Source organism: Bradyrhizobium erythrophlei (assembly GCF_900129425.1).
GTDB lineage: Bacteria > Pseudomonadota > Alphaproteobacteria > Rhizobiales > Xanthobacteraceae > Bradyrhizobium > Bradyrhizobium erythrophlei_C.
Genome location: NZ_LT670817.1, coordinates 5,874,679 through 5,892,705 on the forward strand (window position 1 = coordinate 5,874,679; position 18,027 = coordinate 5,892,705).

Annotated in this window: 18 protein-coding genes; 8 read left to right on the plus strand and 10 right to left on the minus strand. The window is 60.9% G+C overall.

Annotated features, from left to right (window positions below; all coding sequences use genetic code 11):
• Positions 1 to 87 precede the first annotated feature (87 nt).
• The 9 genes from B5527_RS28205 to B5527_RS47850 form a co-directional block, all read right to left on the minus strand.
• Complete coding sequence (locus tag B5527_RS28205; protein ID WP_245332286.1) at positions 88 to 972, minus strand: LysR family transcriptional regulator; 885 nt, start codon at positions 970 to 972, stop codon at positions 88 to 90.
• 16 nt (positions 973 to 988) lie between these two features.
• Complete coding sequence (locus B5527_RS46700; protein ID WP_245332287.1) at positions 989 to 2,005, minus strand: integrase core domain-containing protein; 1,017 nt, start codon at positions 2,003 to 2,005, stop codon at positions 989 to 991.
• Positions 2,002 to 2,151 (minus strand): hypothetical protein, encoded by a 150-nt coding sequence (locus B5527_RS44620; protein ID WP_154072577.1) that lies wholly within the window; start codon positions 2,149 to 2,151, stop codon positions 2,002 to 2,004. The genes B5527_RS46700 and B5527_RS44620 overlap by 4 nt, the downstream gene beginning before the upstream one ends.
• Positions 2,152 to 2,600: 449 nt before the next feature.
• Positions 2,601 to 2,816 (minus strand): alpha/beta fold hydrolase, encoded by a 216-nt coding sequence (locus B5527_RS47420; RefSeq protein WP_338065040.1) that lies wholly within the window; start codon positions 2,814 to 2,816, stop codon positions 2,601 to 2,603.
• A 75-nt stretch (positions 2,817 to 2,891) separates the two neighbouring features.
• Positions 2,892 to 4,583 (minus strand): GMC family oxidoreductase, encoded by a 1,692-nt coding sequence (locus tag B5527_RS28220; RefSeq protein ID WP_079604433.1) that lies wholly within the window; start codon positions 4,581 to 4,583, stop codon positions 2,892 to 2,894.
• Between the two features lie 363 nt (positions 4,584 to 4,946).
• A complete protein-coding gene (locus B5527_RS28225; RefSeq protein ID WP_079604434.1) occupies positions 4,947 to 5,813 on the minus strand; it encodes an AraC family transcriptional regulator in 867 nt (288 codons plus the stop codon).
• 298 nt (positions 5,814 to 6,111) lie between these two features.
• Positions 6,112 to 7,707, minus strand: a complete 1,596-nt coding sequence (locus tag B5527_RS28230) for a class I adenylate-forming enzyme family protein (RefSeq protein ID WP_079604435.1) — start codon at positions 7,705 to 7,707, stop codon at positions 6,112 to 6,114.
• A 17-nt stretch (positions 7,708 to 7,724) separates the two neighbouring features.
• On the minus strand, positions 7,725 to 8,795 hold the full coding sequence (locus B5527_RS28235) for a crotonase/enoyl-CoA hydratase family protein (RefSeq protein WP_338065041.1): 1,071 nt from the start codon (positions 8,793 to 8,795) through the stop codon (positions 7,725 to 7,727).
• A 421-nt stretch (positions 8,796 to 9,216) separates the two neighbouring features.
• On the minus strand, positions 9,217 to 9,369 hold the full coding sequence (locus B5527_RS47850) for a hypothetical protein (RefSeq protein WP_154072917.1): 153 nt from the start codon (positions 9,367 to 9,369) through the stop codon (positions 9,217 to 9,219).
• 247 nt (positions 9,370 to 9,616) lie between these two features.
• Between B5527_RS47850 and B5527_RS28240 the strand changes: the two genes are divergently transcribed.
• The 4 genes from B5527_RS28240 to B5527_RS28255 all read left to right on the plus strand — a co-directional run bounded on the left by B5527_RS28240 (position 9,617) and on the right by B5527_RS28255 (position 12,934).
• Complete coding sequence (locus B5527_RS28240) at positions 9,617 to 10,240, plus strand: tyrosine-type recombinase/integrase (RefSeq protein WP_079604436.1); 624 nt, start codon at positions 9,617 to 9,619, stop codon at positions 10,238 to 10,240.
• A gap of 207 nt (positions 10,241 to 10,447) precedes the next feature.
• The gene (locus tag B5527_RS28245) at positions 10,448 to 10,813 is read left to right on the plus strand and encodes a DUF1428 domain-containing protein (protein WP_245332288.1); all 366 of its coding nucleotides are present in this window, start codon (positions 10,448 to 10,450) and stop codon (positions 10,811 to 10,813) included.
• 421 nt (positions 10,814 to 11,234) lie between these two features.
• The gene (locus B5527_RS28250; protein WP_079607569.1) at positions 11,235 to 12,077 is read left to right on the plus strand and encodes an MOSC domain-containing protein; all 843 of its coding nucleotides are present in this window, start codon (positions 11,235 to 11,237) and stop codon (positions 12,075 to 12,077) included.
• A gap of 233 nt (positions 12,078 to 12,310) precedes the next feature.
• Positions 12,311 to 12,934: a tyrosine-type recombinase/integrase gene (locus B5527_RS28255; protein WP_079604437.1), complete on the plus strand. Its 624-nt coding sequence runs from the start codon at positions 12,311 to 12,313 to the stop codon at positions 12,932 to 12,934.
• A gap of 266 nt (positions 12,935 to 13,200) precedes the next feature.
• Here the strand turns inward: B5527_RS28255 and B5527_RS28260 are convergent, their stop codons facing one another.
• Positions 13,201 to 14,604 (minus strand): PLP-dependent aminotransferase family protein, encoded by a 1,404-nt coding sequence (locus B5527_RS28260; protein WP_079607570.1) that lies wholly within the window; start codon positions 14,602 to 14,604, stop codon positions 13,201 to 13,203.
• A gap of 422 nt (positions 14,605 to 15,026) precedes the next feature.
• Between B5527_RS28260 and B5527_RS28265 the strand changes: the two genes are divergently transcribed.
• The 4 genes from B5527_RS28265 (at position 15,027) to B5527_RS28280 (ending at position 18,022) form a co-directional block, all read left to right on the plus strand.
• Positions 15,027 to 15,944: an NADP-dependent oxidoreductase gene (locus tag B5527_RS28265; protein WP_079607571.1), complete on the plus strand. Its 918-nt coding sequence runs from the start codon at positions 15,027 to 15,029 to the stop codon at positions 15,942 to 15,944.
• Between the two features lie 122 nt (positions 15,945 to 16,066).
• Positions 16,067 to 16,984 carry an NADP-dependent oxidoreductase gene (locus B5527_RS28270; protein WP_079607572.1) on the plus strand — a complete coding sequence of 306 codons (918 nt, stop codon included), beginning with the start codon at positions 16,067 to 16,069 and terminating at the stop codon, positions 16,982 to 16,984.
• A gap of 147 nt (positions 16,985 to 17,131) precedes the next feature.
• The gene (locus tag B5527_RS28275; protein WP_245332289.1) at positions 17,132 to 17,473 is read left to right on the plus strand and encodes a hypothetical protein; all 342 of its coding nucleotides are present in this window, start codon (positions 17,132 to 17,134) and stop codon (positions 17,471 to 17,473) included.
• Positions 17,474 to 17,614: 141 nt separating this feature from the next.
• Positions 17,615 to 18,022, plus strand: coding sequence for a YybH family protein (locus B5527_RS28280; protein ID WP_079604438.1), 408 nt, complete (start codon positions 17,615 to 17,617; stop codon positions 18,020 to 18,022).
• Positions 18,023 to 18,027: the final 5 nt, after the last annotated feature.

The following is an 18,027-nucleotide window of genomic DNA, read 5'->3' on the forward strand; positions in this document are numbered from 1 at the left end:
GGCTTCGTCGGCGCGGTATGCGGTCCCGGAGGTGGAACGTCCGCATAGCTAAAGGCTTCGCCGCGGTGTCGTCCAACCCGCCGGTCCTCAAACATCCGGACGGCTTGCAGGTCCTGCCCGGACTTCACGGATAAGATCGATGAAGGCGCGCAACCCCACGCGCACATGCCGACGGCTAGGATAATAGAGACGGAAGCCCGCAGATGACGGCGTCCAGTCCTCCAATACCCGCACCAGACGCCCCGCCCTGATGTCGGCGGCAACGAACCAATCCGCCAGATAGGCGAGGCCCGCACCCGCTAACGCCGCCTCGAGCCTCAGCATCGGATCGCCGATCGTAAGTGAGCCCGGGACGTCAATCGTGAGCGCTTCCCCCCGTCGCTCGAATTCCCAGCGATAGATGGCGCCGCTCGGCCACCGAGCGCGAATGCAGCGATGGGCTGTGAGATCTCCGGGCGTGCGCGGTCGCGGCATCTGACGGAAATAGGCCGGCGATCCGACGACGGCAGAACGCAATTCACGGCCGAGGGGCACGGTGATCATGTCTCCGGGAATGGCATCACCACTACGAATACCGGCGTCAAACCCCTCGGCGACGATATCGATCTGGCGGCTCTCGATGACGAGATCGACCTTCATCTCCGGATAGCGGCGAAGATATTCGAGGACGATCGGCACGAGGATCTGCCGTGCGCCGCCGACGGCGCTGTTGATACGCAGCGTTCCCGTCGGCGTGCTGCGAAGGCTATTCACAGTCTCCATCGCGCTGCGGATATCAGAGAGCGCTGGGGCAATTTTACCGACGAACTGCTCGCCCGCTTCCGAGAGGGATACGCTCCTGGTGGTCCGGTTGAATAGCCGGACGCCCAGGCGCGCTTCCAGGCCGGCCACGGCATTGCTGAGCGCCGTCGATGACATCCCGAGTTCTGTCGCTGCGGCGCTGAAGCTACCTCGTCGGGCGACGGCGACCACCTGTGCCTATCGGAAATCAAATCCGGATATATTCGTGATGCAATCCGCCGAGGACTGGACGGCAAAGAATACGCCCTGCCCTCTTTACGGTGCGCGATAGGGGCGCATCCTTGTCCAAGGCCAAGTGCGTGCGCGTCTCATTATAGTAGCGAGCGTAAGATTTCAGAAGCCGGCGCAGATGTGCCTCGCCTAAGACAATGATGTGGTCCAAACACTCACGCCGGATCGATCCGATCAACCGTTCGGCAAAGCCGTTCTGCCAGGGTGAGGCCGGTGCAAAAGGTTTGTCCCGGATGCCCATGGCACGCAGTCGGCGTCTGACGACCGCACCGTAGATGCGATGACGGTCCCGGATCATGTAGCGCGGAGCCTCGTTCCAGGGGAATGCCTCCGTGATTTGACGCGCGACCCATTCGGCGGTTGGATGTGCCGTGACGTTGATCCAGATGAGCTCTCTGCGGCCGAGCCGGACGATGACGAAAGCATAGAGCAGGTCGAAACCGATGGTCGGAACAACTAATAGGTCCATGGCGGCAGTGTCCGGCGCGTGGTTATGCAAGAAGGTCCGCCATCCCTGGCTGGGTGGCCCTCGCCGTTTGACCATGTACTTGGCAACACTCGACTGCGCGACCTCAAACCCAAGATTGAGCAGTTCGCCGTGGATGCGTGGCGCACCCCAAAGCTGGTTCTCCGTGCTCATCTGCCGGATCAGCGCGCGCAGCTCCGTGTCGATCTGCGGTCGCCCTCCCTGTGGGCGCGACTTCCAACGCCAGTAGCAGCGAAAGCCGGCCCGATGCCACCGCACCAACGTCTCAGGTTCGACAATTGTAGCGAGCTTCAGGATCGATGGAAACCATCGATACATCTGGACGAGGAACCAGCGGTCGTTGTTGGTAGGCTGAGCTCGACCCCTCACCCTACGCCGCAAGACGATCAGCTGATGTCGGAGCACAGCATTCTCCGCCTCAAGCCGCAACTTCGACTTGAATGGCGAGGCTAGGACGGCCAGAGCGAAACTGAGCAGCCCGATCATTCCGCCAACTTAGGCGATTCCGTCACGGCATCAACTCGGATGAGGTTTTCGGTACACACAGGCCGCATAAATGCGATAGCGAGCAAGCCCGAGCAAAGCAGCAGCACGAAGCTGGCTGCGATTACCGCGATAAAGACATCCGACATGGTACACCTTCCGCTCTCCGGAACGCTGCGCCCTCCTCGAACAAAACGACATCTCACGTCGCACAGTCAAAAAGGATTTCGCGCGGTACCGAAAATCGGAATCTGACTGACTTTAGAGCAACAATGACCAATCATCCGGACGATGAAAGCGGCGCCGGGAACAGGGTGGTTCCCCTTGGGTCGCCGGCGACCCAGGCGGTCTGCATGCCGCAATTGGTGAGAAACCCGGACGTCCTAAACTGCGAATTTCAGCCAAGAAGAAGGAAGAGTAACAAAAGGAACAATCCGATTCCGCAAGCAATGATGTTGGTTTGGACCGTTTCGTAGCCGACATTCCGTCCTGTCGCGCGGGAAAGAAAATTCAAAATAGTATCCATTCTGCGACCTCCAATGCCCGTTGCACACCGGCGCTTGGTAGATCAACCCTCGCTCGGCGTAAGTGAAGCAGTTCACAAAAGGTGCCGTCGAATGACCGTGGCCGAGCTGAGATGAGAGCGCTCGCCAACTCCCGTAAGGCTAGGCGTGAAGACTTCATGGCCGGCACCTTGGAGGGCCTTACGTATCCGCTTCCAACACCAGCTTCCATGCCAACCGCCGTGTATAAGCACGTAAGTGACCCTGTTAATTCCCTTGGGTTGTGTTTTACTTCTCGTAGTGATTTCCATGATTGATACCCTCTTGGACTTCGCGATCGCTTACAGTAAGGCGGCGCTAATATCACTGCTTGTCGTAAACCGTTATCAGTACCGTGGGGCAGTACTCTGGCTTGCCCCAGCGGCGGTCATGGTTATATCGTCCGCGGACGATGTCTCTAACCTGTGCTCATTCCGCAAGGCTTCTGCGGCACGCTCGCCGATGATGATGCAGGGAGCCATGGTATTGCCGGTGGTCACGCGCGGCATGATCGAGCCGTCTGCGATGCGAAGGTTTTCGATTCCATAGACCTTAAGTTGGCCGTCTACGACCGACATCGAATCGCGCCCCATTTTCGCGGTACACGTCTGATGGTGGTAAGTGGAGGCCGCATCCCGAATGAAGTCTTCTAGTGCAGCTCCTCTCAGGTTGCCAGGCATGACTTCGCGTTTTGTAAAGGGTCGAAGCGCGGCCGAATTGCCAATCTCGCGACAAAGTTCCACGCACGCTACTGCGGCCTTCAGGTCGTCCGGGTGTGAGAGCGTATTGGCCTCGATCTGTACAGGGTCGTCAGGGTTGGGTCCCGTCAAGCGGATCTGACCTCGGCTGTTCGGGCGTACGAGACCTCCGAATAATGACCAAGAAGCCGGCGATGGATTGAACTTGGCGCCAGTCTCGGCACTGCAGATGGGTACTTCAGCCTGGCAGGCCTGCAAATCCGGAGTGTCAAGACCAAGATTGCTCTTCCAAAAGAACGTTGCCTCGCCTCCATTGTTGCGAGGAGCGAGCGGTTGCTGATACTCCCAGACACAACCAACACCAAAATGATCCTGAAAGTTCTGTCCGACGCCTGGAAGATGCTGGATGACCGGTAAGCCGAGGCGTCGTAGCTCAGCCTCATCGCCAATGCCAGAAAGCATCAACACCTTCGGCGTGTGAATCGCGCCCAACGACAGAACAACCTCGAGTCCAGCCGTAATGCGTTGGATTTTTCCTTCAAAAGCGATCTCCACACCGGTGGTTCGCTTTCCCTCTAAGGTAAGCTTGGTGACCAATGCGTGGGTGAGCACAGTCAGGTTTGGCCGGTCCATGTAGGGGAAGGCGTAAGCACGAAAGACCGATAGGCGCTTCCCATCGCGTACACGCAAATCGGTGACAGACGCTCCGCCATCGCCTTCCATCAGATGGCCATTGTTGCTATCAAAGGCCGGCATCCCAATGGAACGCGCTCCTTCCACCATGGCCGGAGCGATTGGATTCGGATCAGGCGCGGGCTGCACGAAAACCAACCCGCCGGTCCCGCGGCGCGTGGGATCTGGTGCGCCCCGCCAGTCTTCAATCCGACGATAGATATTGAGTACGGACTCATAGTTCCATGCCGTGTCGCCGGACTCGGATGCGAAGAAATCCCAATCGTTCTTATGTCCGCGTGCCCAAGCCATCACATTGATGCTCGATCCTCCGCCGAGCACCTTGCCCATACTTAGCGGCATGGAACGTCCGTTGAGGTGTGGATTGGGTTGAGCCACAAACTTCCAATCGCGCTCGCTCCCGAGGTTTTCAAACCAGCGAGCCGCTTCTGTCACGCTTGGCACATCGTCGGTGTCGCCTGCTTCGAGCAAGAGCACGCTAACGTCTGGATTCTCTGCCAGGTGGCGCGCCACCACCGAGCCAGAGGAGCCTGACCCACAGACGATGAAGTCGTAATGCGATTTTAGATTGGACCTGCGCCTCCGCTGGTTCTCACGAACGCGCTCCGCAAAATCTACCGCTGATTGTCTTTCACTATTCGAGCTCATCTCAGTTCTCCTGGGCCTGCCATGGCTTGTTCGCCTTGGCGATCTCAGTAAACTGCATGTCGAATAAGGAGTTGTGCGAGTATCTGCTCCTCTGGTCGGAATCTTGCTGAATCCTTGATGCCGGAGACAGGAATCCAACGGATCAGCGTTCATCTGGCGGAGTGCCATGAAGGAGACAATGACGAGAGTTCGAGTGAGCCGCGCGCGAGTCTGTCAGAATTGCCGCCGCACCTGACAATGCTTGTCGAAGGCTGTGGCAGAGGTTTCAATCAGGCGGCCACCTCCCACTTGCACGGGTGACAGAGAGATGCGGATGCAAAGAGCGAGCTACGAACGGCGGCCGATGTAGGGCCAACTATGAATTCACGCACAATTTCGCCGCAGACCCGGGTGAGCGTGGCGTATTTTGAGAGCAGGTTTACCGCACGTCGCTTCGCGGCCCAGAAATTCTTGGCGATATTCTGTCGGACTAGCTCCACACACGCGACGGAAGATCTGCGCAAAATGCTGTTGGGTTTTGAAGCCGCAGGCCACGGCTACATCCATTACTCGCGCATCGGCGGAGCGCAACATCTCTTTGGCACGCTCTACCCTCTGACGTAAGAGAAATTGATGCGGCGTCTCGCCGGTTGACTTGCGAAACATCCGCGAGAAATGAGCTGTGCTCAACTCCACTGATTGCGCCATCTCGCAAAGGGTCAAATCGTCGTCCATCTTCGCGTCTACGAACTCTTTGATCCTGCGCAAACGACCGGAACCTAGCCCGCCTCGGTACGTCTGCACGGAACGGTGCCGCACTGCATAGCCGTTGACCAGCGCCACGGCGAGCGCTTGCTCGACGGAATCTAGAAATAGCCGCCCACTCGGAAAGCCCGCAACTCTCTCCGCATTCACGGCCGCGGCCAGCGCACCGACTCGTGCGTCAACCAGGCTTTCCACTCTGCGCAATTCCACGTCGCCCCTTGTTCCATCACAGGCTGCCGCTAGGGCGGCGTCCGAGATGCCGACGGACAAATACAAATAGTGCAAGTCATTGGTTCGAACCCATGTCTCAAAATGACGAGGGACCAGGCACATTTCGCCCGCGCCAAAAATAAGTCTCATCATCTCAGAACGGCGCAAACCAACTTCAGCGGAACCAGTCCGCAACGCCATGATGAGAACCGGCTGATCTTGCACCCACATGCGCGGCTCTGTGACAGACTCAGGTACGTTGAGTTCAACCCTCATCACACTCCTCGCTTCGTTTGATGCTTGTTCTCTAAACGGAGGCGACTTGACCCTGCCTCGATTCCAAGCACATCAGACTCATGCAGATTTCAGGCTGCGTTCGAAGTCTGCGGGTGATCGATAGCCAATCGCCAAGTGCAAACGTTTTTCATTGTAGAAGCCTTCGATCCCAATCTACAACTCAAGCTTATTCCCAGAACTGTTCAACGCGCCCTGATCAATCTGGCGATTGAGGACGCAATCGCGGGGGAAGAGTCGACGCCTTGACAGTCCGGCCGAGGCAGCAGCCGAAAGCGCATCACCCCTTCAACCCTCGCTCCCGCTGAGAGAGCTCCTGCTCGCCACGGGCGGCTCGACGCAGTGCGACGTGATCCAGCTTGTGAGCGGCCGTAATGGGCAGTTGCTCGACCACCCGCACCTCGCTCGGGCATTTGTAGCTGACCAGCCGGCCCGCGCAGTACCGCGAGATCTCGGTAGGGTCGACCGTCTCGCCCGTTCGAGGGACGACGAAGGCGACCAGGCGCTCGCCGCCGGTACGCGCGTCCGGCACGCCGACGACGCCGGCCATGGCGACACTGCGGTGAGTGTGGATCAGCTCCTCCACCTCGCGCGGGAAGACGTTGAAGCCGCTGACGAACACCACGTCCTTCTTGCGGTCGGTGATGAACACGAAGCCGTCCCCGTCGACATGGCCGATATCGCCCGTGTAGATGAAGCCGTCGCGGATGGTCTGCGCGGTTTCCTCCGGTCGATTGCGGTATCCCGTCATCATGTGCGGGCCGCGAACCCGCAACTCGCCCTTCTCGCCCGGCGGCAGCACGCGCAGCCCAGTCTCCAGGTCGACGACCTGCACGTCGCTGCCGGGTATGGGCTTCCCGACCGAGCCCGGCCGAACGCCCGACTGGGCGGTTGCGGCGCTGATAGGAGCCATTTCCGACATACCGTAGCCCTCATAGATCTCGAGCCCCGTAGCGTGCCGCCAGCGTTCCATGAGCTCGACCGGGAACGGTGCGCCGCCGGCGGGGCACATCCGGAGGGCCGAAAGATCGGCGCTGCCCAGGTTGCGGGCCGCCAGCAACCCGGCATAAATCGCCGGCGGGCCGCCGCCGAAGAAGGTCACGCGGTGGCGCACAAGCAGCTCGACGACGAGCTCCGGCTGGAAGCGCTCCGGGATCACGATCTCGCCGCGGACAGACAGCGGAACGAGCACGCCCGTCGCGAAGCCGTAGATGTGGGTAAATGGCGCGATCGGGAGGAAAACTTCGCCCTGGCCGCGCATCGGCCAGGCGTGCTCGATGCAATGCACTCCGGTCGCCAGACGACCATGCGTGTGCTCGACGATCTTGGGAAGTCCGGTGGTGCCGCCGCTGAACAACAGGGCGGCGGAGTCGGACGGCGTGGCGGCCCGCAGGCCGAGCGCTGCCCCGGCCTCGGCGACCAGCTCCGGGACCATAACATCGTCCCCCGGGCAGACAACGCTGGGGATGCCCAGATCGCCGGCGAGGCCGGTCACCATGTCCCGCATCGCCGGGGCGCAGATAACGGCGCGCGCCGTGGCCTCCCGCAGCAGCGGCGCGAGCTGCGCGGCCGGATATTGGGGATTGAGCAAGGCGGGGATCGCAAGCGCCTTCAGCGCGGCGAAGTAGGCGATGGGGAATTCAAGGGAGTTTGGCAGGAGCAGCGCCACTACGTCGCCCGGCTCGACTAGCCGGGCGAGGCGCCGGGCCAGAGCCTCCACCGCGCGCCCCAACTCGCGATATGTCAGCACGGCATCGAGCCGGCGCAGTGCAACCTTGTCGGGCGCCGCCGCGACCGCATGGTCGAACAGGGTGCTGAGCGTCGCGACAGGCGCCTCTTGCTGATCGGCGCCGGGCAGCGAAAAATCATGCTTCATCGTCCGGTCTCCCACGTTTACCGCCGTTTCGCGGCATCTGCCGCCGCCGCGTCGGGCGACGTCACCTTGGCAGCCCGCTTCGCCACGAACTCCGCAAGTCGCGCCGCGGCCTCCGGACCGGTCATGGAGAGCGTGGCCATCAGGCTCTCGACGAACAGCCCGTCCGACTCGCTCATGTCCTGGATGCGCGGCAGCGCGTGCAGCACGCCGAGAACGGTAAGCGGAGCCATCGCCGCCACCTTTGCCGCCAGCTCCTCGGCCTTGGACTTCGCCTGCCCGTCCGGCACTAGGTATTGCACCAGCCCGGCGCGCTCGGCCGCCGCGGCGTCGAGCACGCGGCCGGTGAGCATCATGTCCGCCATCCGCGAAGCGCCGAGCAGCCGCGCGAGGTGGACCGAGGCACCGCCGCCCACATAGATGCCGCGCGTGCCCTCCGGCAACGCGAAGAATGCCGTCTCGTCGGCGACGCGGATGTGGCAGGCGGCGGCCAGTTCGAGCCCGCCGCCGATCGTCGCGCTGTGCAGCGCGGCGATCGCGGGAACGCGACCTTGGCGCAGCGCGCCAAACGCCGCGTGCCATGCACGGGAGTGGTAGAACACCTCGACCGGCTCCCGAGCGCCCTGCTCGGCCAGATCGAGACCGGCAGAGAAGCACGGGCCATGGCCGAAAATGACCAGCGCGCGAGCCTCGTCCTGAGCCCGGCGCACCGCTGCCTCGAACGCGGCCAGCAGCGCATCGTCGATAGCGTTGCGCTTGTGCGGCCGATCGAGCCCGAGCCAGGCGACGCCGTCGCGCAACTCGTAGGTGACGTCGCCGTCCGCAGCCATCGTCATCGAAACTTCTCCTTGGCGTTTACGGCAGTCGATCGCCGCCGGCCTTGAGCTGCAAAAGGGCCAGCAGCAACTGGTCCCGCCGACCGGCGACGCGGCCGGGATCGACGCCGCCCAGTTCCTCGGCCACGCCCCAACCGCTGCATTGAGCTTTCCGTTGAGCGTCACGCTGCCCAAATCGCGCCACCAGCCTTCGAGCGGCGGCCCCAGATGCTCCAGCACATGGGCGATGCCGCCGGCGCCGCCGGACAGATGCATGTTGAGGAACGGACCGAGCAGCGCCCAACGGAGGCCGGGGCCGTGAGCGATCGCCGTGTCGACATCCTCAGCGGATGATTTTCGACGCCCGTCTCGACGTCCCGTTCGACGCAGCTAGTTAGAACCCACGCGCCAACCAACTGTTCTCTCAGAGACTTTCCGCTCATCTCAAACGGCTTCCGTCATTTCTTCCCGGCGGCAGTTTCGCGCTAGGTAGGTGACCATCTCGGCACACGGCGTTGTTTTGCGCATGGTCGCGTCACGCCATCATTTCAATACGGAAAAACGCGTTTCAATCGTAACATCACGCCCCGTTGACCCTGTTGGTACAGGTGGGTCGGACACATAGAGCTGCGGTCGAATCCCATAAAGAATTCAGACTGCTGACCGCGCGACCATTATTGGTTTCGAATAGTTGCTTTTATGCGCCAGCCAACCGCGGATCGCCCGGTTCAACGGAGAGGAAATGATTCTCGATCAGTACATTCCCGTCTGTTCGTTCAGGAACTGGTGCTTCGATCAAGGTGAAGTTGATTACCCGCGGAATGCCGATCGGACACGTCGCTAAGACGATCTATCGGTTCATTGTGGTCCAGCGAGATCAAGAGATTGAAAGGTTCGCACTGTAGTCCCGTATGGCCACAAAATTAAATCTAAAAGAAAGTCGGGTAGTTATCTCATCCCAACGAAGCCTCACCTAGTTGTTCTCCAAAGTTGCGAATGGCCGCTTTGCGCCACAAGCGGTCGGTCGCGAGCATTCGGGATAAAGTCATACGCTCGCGATGGAGCGACGCGGAGGGCGGGATGGCGGAGGATCCCGTATGCCTGTACGTCATGTCGACCGATGTCAACGACCCTGGAACAAGGGGTTGCTCATCGGCCAGAAGAAACCTCTTGAGCCCAAGCACGTATGGTCTATTCGGGTTCGCCTAGAAATCGCGCGATCAATGCGTGACCTTGCGATCTTCAACCTTGCAATTGACAGTAAACTTCGCGCCTGCGACTTGATTAAACTGCGACTGGACGACATTTGCTCGGGAACAATTGTGCGGCGTCGAGCGACTATCGTTCAAAAGAAGACAAGTCGACCAGTCCAGTTCGAGATTTCGGAGCAGTCGAGGAATTCAGTTGAAGCGTGGCTACCAATGCTGCGGACCACGGGTTCGCGATATCTCTTCCCGAGTCGACTTCATGCAAGTCCTCATATATCAACCCGCCAATATGCCCGGCTGGTGCATCGCTGGGTTAAAAGCATCGGCTTAGAGTCGGCGTCTTATGGCACGCACTCGATGCGGTGTACGAAGGCTGCCCAGATTTATCGCAAGACCGGTAACTTGCGCGCCGTGCAACTTCTCCTCGGTCATACCAAGTTAGAAAGTACCGTCCGATATCTCGGGGTCGAGGTGGATGACGCTTTGAATATGGCCGAGCAGATAGAGCTCTAATCGTCGACCATCGGTATCCATGCCGCTCTCGCGCCAAGAGCGGTCCTTCCAGCGGCTTAACCTATTTCTTTGTCGTCGTGACACATGGCCAGACCCAAATCGCCATCTGGAATGGCGAAAGAATTTTTACGCGATGCTGTCGGAAAGGAGCGGTGCGAAACGTCCTTGGGACAGCTGAACTGCCGGAACCCTTGAAACGGAGCTCATATGAACATGACTGACAAGTGCGTGGACGGGTTCATTATCCCCGTTCCTGCCAAGAACATCGAGGCCTACAGGCAATTCTCCGCGAAAGCGGGCGCGATCTGGAAAGAGCATGGCGCTCTCGAATACATAGAATGCGTCGCCGACGATGTGAAACCAGGCAAGGTCACATCGTTTCCTCAAGCGGTGAAGCTCGAGGCTGATGAAGTCGTGGTGCTCTCATGGATTGTCTACCAGTCGCGAGAGGATCGCGATCGCGTCAATGCCGCCGTCATGAGCGACTCACGCCTGGAAATGGATTCGCAGGCAATGCCGTTCGACGGCAAGCGGATGTTTTGGGGCGGGTTCAAGGTCCTCCTTGCAATGTGAGAACTGTGGACAAGACGGCGTCGCGTCGGCTCGCGGCGGCGATTTTTACCTGAAGGCCGCTTTGCGCCAGAAGCGGTCGGTCCACAACCGCTCATTATGCGCTCGGCTATTGCGGAACCGGGGTTTCGCGTTCCACCTATTTCGGCCGGAAGATCGCGCTCAAGATCCTCGGCGATGCCGAAGGCAACACCGCGTTCGACGATATGCTACTGCCTGGCCATCCATTACACATGTTCGCCAAGGCAGCCGCGCCATTGGTCGAGGGGTGGTACCGCCTGCGCGACGTCGGGAACTTTTGAACTATTGCCACCGATTTGGCCAACGATCTGGTCTGGCACGGCATGCCGATTGCAAGTATCGTTCGATGGAGCGCGATCATGCCGAACGGCGACCAAGCAACGTGAGGCGGTCAATGACATCGATGGTCGGCACGATCGGGGCGATCATGCGATTTCCCGTCAAGTCGCTGCTGGGAGAAACCCTGAATGAATGCGCGATAACACTGGAAGGTCTCGAAGGCGACCGCACGCACGCTTTGGTCGATGCATTGACCGGGAAAATCGCCAGCGCGAAGCAACCCAACCTGTGGCGTCACTTGCTCGCGTACGCCGCCAGCACCGCCACCTCGGCGCCATTGTCGATCGTGATTTCGGATGCTGAAGGAAACCAAATTCCGCACGGGGATCCCGATTTCGGCGAGAAATTATCGAAATTGCTGGGTCGAGAGGTCAGGTTGATCGATGTTCGGCCCGCGGGGATTGAACTCAATCGTGCAAGGCCGGATGAAGTCATGACCCAGGGGCTGGACGCGACCGTGACCCAGGATGTGCTCGCTATAGCGGGGGCTGCGCCGATAGGCGGATTTTTCGATTTTGCTCCTCTGCATCTGATGACCACGGCTTCGCTCGATGTGATCCGCGCCGCCGCGCCGGATGCATCGATCGAGGCGGACAGATATCGGCCCAATCTCGTGATCGAGACCCTGCCCTCGATGGCTTTTGCAGAAAACCATTGGATCGGTCGCCAAATCCGCATCGGCGATTCCGTCAGAATTGAAGTGATCGCTCCCACGCCGCGCTGCGCGGTGCCGATGCTCGTCCATGGAAGCTTGCCATACAGTCGCGAGGCTGTTGCCGGGGTGAATAAACTGAATCAGGTCGAATTTCCGATGCTCGGGCCTGGAACCTTCCCGTGCCTTGGCGCCTACGCAACCGTGTTGGCCACGGGTCCGGTGCGCTGTGGCGATCAGGTGGTGCTGGACTAAATTTGCTGCGTGGGCAACCCAACGCTCCGACCGTGGACCAGAAGAACGGCCCTCTAGTTTAAACGCCCACTATGTTGGCCGATTAGCGGACCTAGCTGATCCGCGTACGTCCGCATTGCGCCAGAAGCAGTCGGTCGCGAGTACCTTCTAGGGAGAGCCAGAATGCTCACGCGGTATAAAGTCACACGTTCGCGATAGAGCGACGCGGAGGGCGGGATGGCGGAGGATCCCTTATGCCTGCACGTCCTGTCGACCGATGCCAACGACCTTGGAACAAAGGGTTGCTCATCGGTCAGAAGAAACCTCTCGAACCGAAGCACGTATGGTCCATTCGAGTTCGCCTGGAAATCGCGCGGTCAAGGCGTGATCTTGCGATCTTTAACCTAGCAATCGACAGTAAACTTCGCGCCTGCGACCTGGTCAAACTGCGACTGGACAACATTTACTCGGGAACAAATGTCCGGCGTCGAGCGACAATCGTACAAAAGAAGACAGGTCGGCCGGTCCAGTTTGAGCTCACGGAGCAGTCGAGAAGTTCAGTTGAAGCCTGGCTGCCAATGCTCCGGGCTACCGGTTCCCGATATCTCTTCCCAAGTCGACTTCATGCCAGCCCTCACATATCAACCCGCCAATATGCTCGGCTGGTGCATCGCTGGGTTGAAAGCATCGCCTTAGAGCCGGCCTTTTATGGCACACACTCGATGCGGCGTACGAAGGCCGCCCAGATTTATCGTAAGACCGGCAACCTGCGAGCAGTGCAACTCCTCCTCGGCCATACGAAGCTGGAGAGCACCGTCCGATATCTCGGGATTGAGGTAGATGACGCTCTAAATATAGCCGAGCAGATCGAACTCTAATCGTCGACCACGGTGGTCGCTTACGCGCCAACAGCGGACATGACGCCTAGCGGCCTTCGCAATCTAAATTCCTGTTCGCCGTCGGTCCAATTCAATCAACGCGAGTGTCGGTTCATTGACTGGTTGTGATCACAATACGCGCATATTGCAGGCGGCGTGACCATGTCGGTTGGCTTCACTAAGTCTCGCGTTGCGGCCTGCATACTCGCGCCGAGGGCAGCATCGAAACGGACCGATAATGCGTAGCTGCCTTGCTTCCATGAGTGCTATCGCGCCAATTCCAACAGCCGACGACAGTCCGCTGGCAGCCGCCGTTCATTGAGGTTGGTCACGCAGAGCAGCAGTCCCTGCTGCCGGGGAGGCTGCCCGTACCACGGCGACAGGGGAGCCGGCGCCAGGCCGAACTGTAGGGCGCGCGAAGCGATGTCCACGTCGGACGCAGATTCGGGAAGCAAGATCGCCACCGCCAGACCGGCGGTTGCTTGCAACTTTATCGAGTCTGATGCCACCTCTCCCAGACAACGAAGCAGGGCCTCCCGTCGAGCGGCGTAAAGCTGCTTCATGCGGCGCAGATGGCGAATGTAATGCCCTTCCCGCAGGAATTCCGCCACGGCGCGCTGCACGGCCGCAGCCGGCGCCGGCGCCAAGCAAGCAGCGAGCTCAGCGAACCGACGACTCAGTTCCGGCGGTACGACCATGAAACCCAGGCGCAGCGCCGGGCTGATCGTTTTGCTGAAACTGCCGATGTGCAGCACCCGTCCTCCAGGATCGAGAGATGCAAGAGCCGGAGCCGCCCGTCCTTTCAGCTGCAGTTCGCTCAGGTAATCGTCCTCGATGATCCAGGCATCGTTGCGCCGAGCCCAGGCGAGCAGTGCAAGCCGCCGCGGCAGCGACATCGTCATCCCGAGCGGCGCCTGCTGGCCTGGTGTCACAACTGCCAATTTCGCTCCAGCGGCGGTCTGGACACCATCGGCAACATCTAGTCCTTCCGCATCGACCGGGACAGCTGTCACAGCCATGCCAGCCAGGCCGAGTGCGGTGCGTGTGAGCGGAAAGCCTGGATCCTCAATCCAAGCTCCCATCCTTCCAAGCTGAAGCCCTCGGATCGCCAGACCGAGCGCACCGGAGAATCCGCCGGTTACGAGCACCTGAGCAGGACTGCACCGAAGGCCGCGGGCCAGCCCTAAGTAAGCCGCGACCTCCTTTCGCAGCTCCGGATCGCCACGCGGATCCGGGTACGTCACCGGCGCCGCCGCAGCCCGCCGGGTCTCACGAGTCAGGATGCGTGACCACAGCTTGAACGGGAAGGCGTCTTGAGCGGGCACGCCCATCTGAAATGCCAGCGGCGCGCTTCCGAATTCGTAGAAGAGATCCGGCAGGAGTGGGGCTTCCGGCGACCGGTTAGGCGTTGAGGATAGGGGCTGCCGCTCGGCCACACGAGTTCCTGCCGGCCCGAGACCAATCGCGAACTCCTCCGCGATGAGACGTTCGTAGGCTACACGCACGGTGCCGCGGGAGACGCCGAGCTGAGCGGCCAGATCCTGCCAAGAGGGTAACCGCGCACCCGAGACGAGCCGCCCGTTCTCGATGCCCTCTCGGATCGCCGAATAAATCTGGGCAGCGAGCGGGATCCTTCTGGCACGATCGAGTTGGATGGGGAGATCAGCCATCGCGAGATGGTACAGCCAAAATGGGCAATCTTGGTACTGTTTTAAGAACAGGCGCAACGCATCTATTCGCCAACACCAGCGACCGGAGCGATCCCGATCCGGAGCCCCGGTCAATGCAGACAGCGCAGATCGCAGACACGGAGACAGGAGTTCGACAATGGCTGACATTTTGTGGATAGCCGGCGCGTCCACGCTCCCGAATGACAGGCGCCAACCTGGACTGACCAAACACTCGATGAGTCCAATGACGTCGACATCCAAGGTTGCCATCAACACATCGAGATCGGATCGAGACAATGAAAAGCGCTGTTCCACTTCCGCTTTCGGAAGTTACCCATGGCCCCTGGCATGAGATGTCGAACAGGCTTTTCAACGCTGCAACGTTTCCAGCAAAGAGACAAATGACCGAGGAGAAAATTACCATGAAGGCAATCGTGGTAACGGACCAGGCTGCGGGAACGGCCGGGATGAAGCTGGTGGAGCGGCCCGAGCCGCAGGCGGCGATGAACGACGTCGTCGTTCAGGTTCATGCGTCGGGATTCACCTGGGATGAGCTGACGTGGCCATCGACCTGGACCGATCGCCTCGGCCGTGATCGGACGCCGGTGATTCCCGGGCAAGAGCTGGCCGGAGTGGTCACCGCCCTCGGCTACGGCACGACGGGTTTGTCCGTGGGACAGCGGGTGTTCGGACTCACGGACTCGTATCGCGGCGGCACCCTGGCGGAGTACGTGGCGATCGAGGCACGCAACCTCGCGCCGCTGCCGGGCGACGTCGACTTCACGGTGGGCGCGAGCGTGGCGATGCCGGGCCTGACTGCGTGGCAGGGACTGTTCGAGCACGGCCGCCTTCAGGCGGGGCAGAGCGTCCTCGTGCACGGCTCGGCCGGCGCAGTCGGGTCGATGGTAACCCAGCTCGCACGTGAAGCCGGCGGCTACGTCATCGGCACCGGACGCGCCGCTCACCGTCAGAAGGCGCTCGACTTCGGCGCGCAGGAGTTCGTCGACCTCGAGAACGACGCCCTGGAAGACGTCGGCGGAGTCGATCTGGCTTTCGATGTCTTCGGCGGCGACATCGCGAAGCGGTCCGCGGGCCTGATTCGAGCCAGAGGAACGCTGGTGACCATCGCCGGCCCGACCGAGGCAAGGCCCGCCAACGGCTTGGTGGTAGACTTCGTTGTCGTGTCCGATCGCGCCCAACTGAGTGAGATCGTCCGGCGCGTGCGTGACGGACGGTTGCGGACGAACATCGGCAACGTCTCGACCCTCGACGATGCCGTCGCCGCCTTCAACCCGACCAAGCGGATCAAGGGGAAGACGATCATCCGCGTTCGTCCGTGAGCGACACGCGCCCATCGATGCACGCAGCCGGCCGGAGCTGTCCAGATTGGCCGGCCGCGAACGGGCTTTTTAACGCTGGAACATATTCAGCAAAGAGACAAATGACCGAGGAGAAAATTATCATGAAGGCAATCGTGGTAACGGACCAGGCGGCGGGAACGGCCGGGATGAAGCTGGTGGAGCGGCCCGAGCCGCAGGCAGCGATAAACGACGTCGTCGTTCAGGTTCATGCGTCGGGGTTCGTCCCGACTGAGCTGGCGTGGCCCTCGACCTGGACCGATCGCCTCGACCGTGATCGAACACCGTCGATCCCTGGGCACGAGCTGGCCGGAGTGGTCACCGCCCTTGGCTACGGCACGACGGGGCTGTCGGTGGGACAGCGGGTGTTCGGCCTCACGGACTGGTATCGCGACGGCACCCTGGCGGAGTATGTGGCCATCGAGGCACGCAACCTCGCGCCGCTGCCGGGCGACGTCGACTTCACGGTGGGCGCGAGCCTGCCGATCTCGGACCTGACTGCGTGGCAGGGACTGTTCGAGCACGGCCGCCTTCAGGCGGGGCAGAGCGTCCTCGTGCACGGTGCGGCCGGCGCAGTCGGGTCGATGGTGACGCAACTCGCACGAGAGGCCGGCGCCTACGTCATCGGCACCGGACGTGCCGCCGACCGACAGAAGACGCTCGACTTCGGCGCGCAAGAGTTCGTCGACCTCGACAACGACGCCCTGGAAGACGTCGGCAGAGTCGATCTGGTGTTCGATGTCATCGGCGGCGACATCGGAAAGCGGTCCGCGGGGCTGATTCGAGCCGGAGGAACACTGGTGTCCATCGTCGGACCGGCCGAGGCGCGGCCCGCCGATGGCCTCGCGGTCGACTTCGTTGTCGAGTCCGATCGTGCCCAACTGAGTGAGATCGTCCAGCGGGTGCGGGACGGACGACTGCGGACGAACATCGGCAACGTCTCGGCCCTCGACGATGCCGTCGCCACCTTCAACGCGACCGAGCGACGCGCGGGGAAGACGGTCATCCGCGTTCGTCCGTGAGCGACGCACAAGCGCCTGGTGGCCGGACTGCCCGAGGAAGACCCGCGCCGCCGTCGCCGACCGCATTGCGCACGCTCGAGCGCGAGAGAGAAATACCGGGAGTGTCGCAAGGACCCGCTCGATCAATCAAACATGTAGGAGTCACCGATGTCGTTTCGCTTCATCACCAAGTCTATCCACGCCTACCTAATCGATTATCCCGTCGCGATCGTCTTGATCGCAGCGCCGTCCGCGCTGAAGCTCGGCCAGAGCGGACCGGTCGCAATGTGGCTTTCGGTTGCTGTCGGTGTCGCGGCGCTACTTTTGGCTGCCCTGACCGACCATCCCACCGGGCTCGTCCGCATCATTCCCTACTGGCTGCACCTGTGGGTCGATCGCCGTCGGGGTAGTGTTTGTCATCGCCCCATTTGCCCTCAAATTCTTCGGGCTCGACGCCTGGTACTACTGGGTTCTCGCTGCCGCTGTCCTGCTCACGACGTCAGTCTTTAACGCGCCTGAGCAGCCAGTCGCGATGCGTTTGGGATTGGACAGGCGCACAGCGGGCTGAAGGCGGCGACGGCCTCGTCGAGGGTCGTTCGTCGAGTAACGCCGAGAGCAACCATTTCAACCAACACGAACAGGAGCCCCCTAATGTCCGACAGCTTTCCACTCCCAACTAAACCCGAAGGCGTTATCCCGTCTCTGCTCAAGCGATTTAACTCCGGAAAGATCGAGGCAATGATGGCCTTGTACGCCCCGGAGGCGGTATTCGTCGCGAACGACGGGCGAACAATCACTGATCGCGCCGAGTTCACGGCCATACTGGAGCACGATATCAAGCTCGGCCTGCCGCTGAAGGCAAATGTGCGCCATGTGTTCGTCGGCGGCGACACCGCCCAGATTGTGGTGGACTGGTCAATTGACGGAACAGGTCCTGACGGCAAGGTCGTGCACATGCACGGCACAGCGAGCGACATCATGCGGCGCGGCGCGGATGGGTTCTGGCGGTACATTATCGACAATAATCAAGGCACGGCGGTGCGACATCCCGGCTCCTGAGGGAT

Coding starts and splice junctions, on each gene's coding strand:
- B5527_RS46700 (WP_245332287.1), bottom strand. CDS start 2,005: ATGATCGGGCTGCTCAGTTTCGCTCTGGCCGTCCTAGCCTCGCCATTC.
- B5527_RS44620 (WP_154072577.1), bottom strand. CDS start 2,151: ATGTCGGATGTCTTTATCGCGGTAATCGCAGCCAGCTTCGTGCTGCTG.
- B5527_RS47420 (WP_338065040.1), bottom strand. CDS start 2,816: ATGGAAATCACTACGAGAAGTAAAACACAACCCAAGGGAATTAACAGG.
- B5527_RS28220 (WP_079604433.1), bottom strand. CDS start 4,583: ATGAGCTCGAATAGTGAAAGACAATCAGCGGTAGATTTTGCGGAGCGC.
- B5527_RS28225 (WP_079604434.1), bottom strand. CDS start 5,813: ATGAGGGTTGAACTCAACGTACCTGAGTCTGTCACAGAGCCGCGCATG.
- B5527_RS28230 (WP_079604435.1), bottom strand. CDS start 7,707: ATGAAGCATGATTTTTCGCTGCCCGGCGCCGATCAGCAAGAGGCGCCT.
- B5527_RS28235 (WP_338065041.1), bottom strand. CDS start 8,795: ATGCATCTGTCCGGCGGCGCCGGCGGCATCGCCCATGTGCTGGAGCAT.
- B5527_RS28240 (WP_079604436.1), top strand. CDS start 9,617: ATGCCTGTACGTCATGTCGACCGATGTCAACGACCCTGGAACAAGGGG.
- B5527_RS28245 (WP_245332288.1), top strand. CDS start 10,448: ATGAACATGACTGACAAGTGCGTGGACGGGTTCATTATCCCCGTTCCT.
- B5527_RS28250 (WP_079607569.1), top strand. CDS start 11,235: ATGGTCGGCACGATCGGGGCGATCATGCGATTTCCCGTCAAGTCGCTG.
- B5527_RS28255 (WP_079604437.1), top strand. CDS start 12,311: ATGCCTGCACGTCCTGTCGACCGATGCCAACGACCTTGGAACAAAGGG.
- B5527_RS28260 (WP_079607570.1), bottom strand. CDS start 14,604: ATGGCTGATCTCCCCATCCAACTCGATCGTGCCAGAAGGATCCCGCTC.
- B5527_RS28265 (WP_079607571.1), top strand. CDS start 15,027: ATGAAGGCAATCGTGGTAACGGACCAGGCTGCGGGAACGGCCGGGATG.
- B5527_RS28270 (WP_079607572.1), top strand. CDS start 16,067: ATGAAGGCAATCGTGGTAACGGACCAGGCGGCGGGAACGGCCGGGATG.
- B5527_RS28275 (WP_245332289.1), top strand. CDS start 17,132: ATGTCGTTTCGCTTCATCACCAAGTCTATCCACGCCTACCTAATCGAT.
- B5527_RS28280 (WP_079604438.1), top strand. CDS start 17,615: ATGTCCGACAGCTTTCCACTCCCAACTAAACCCGAAGGCGTTATCCCG.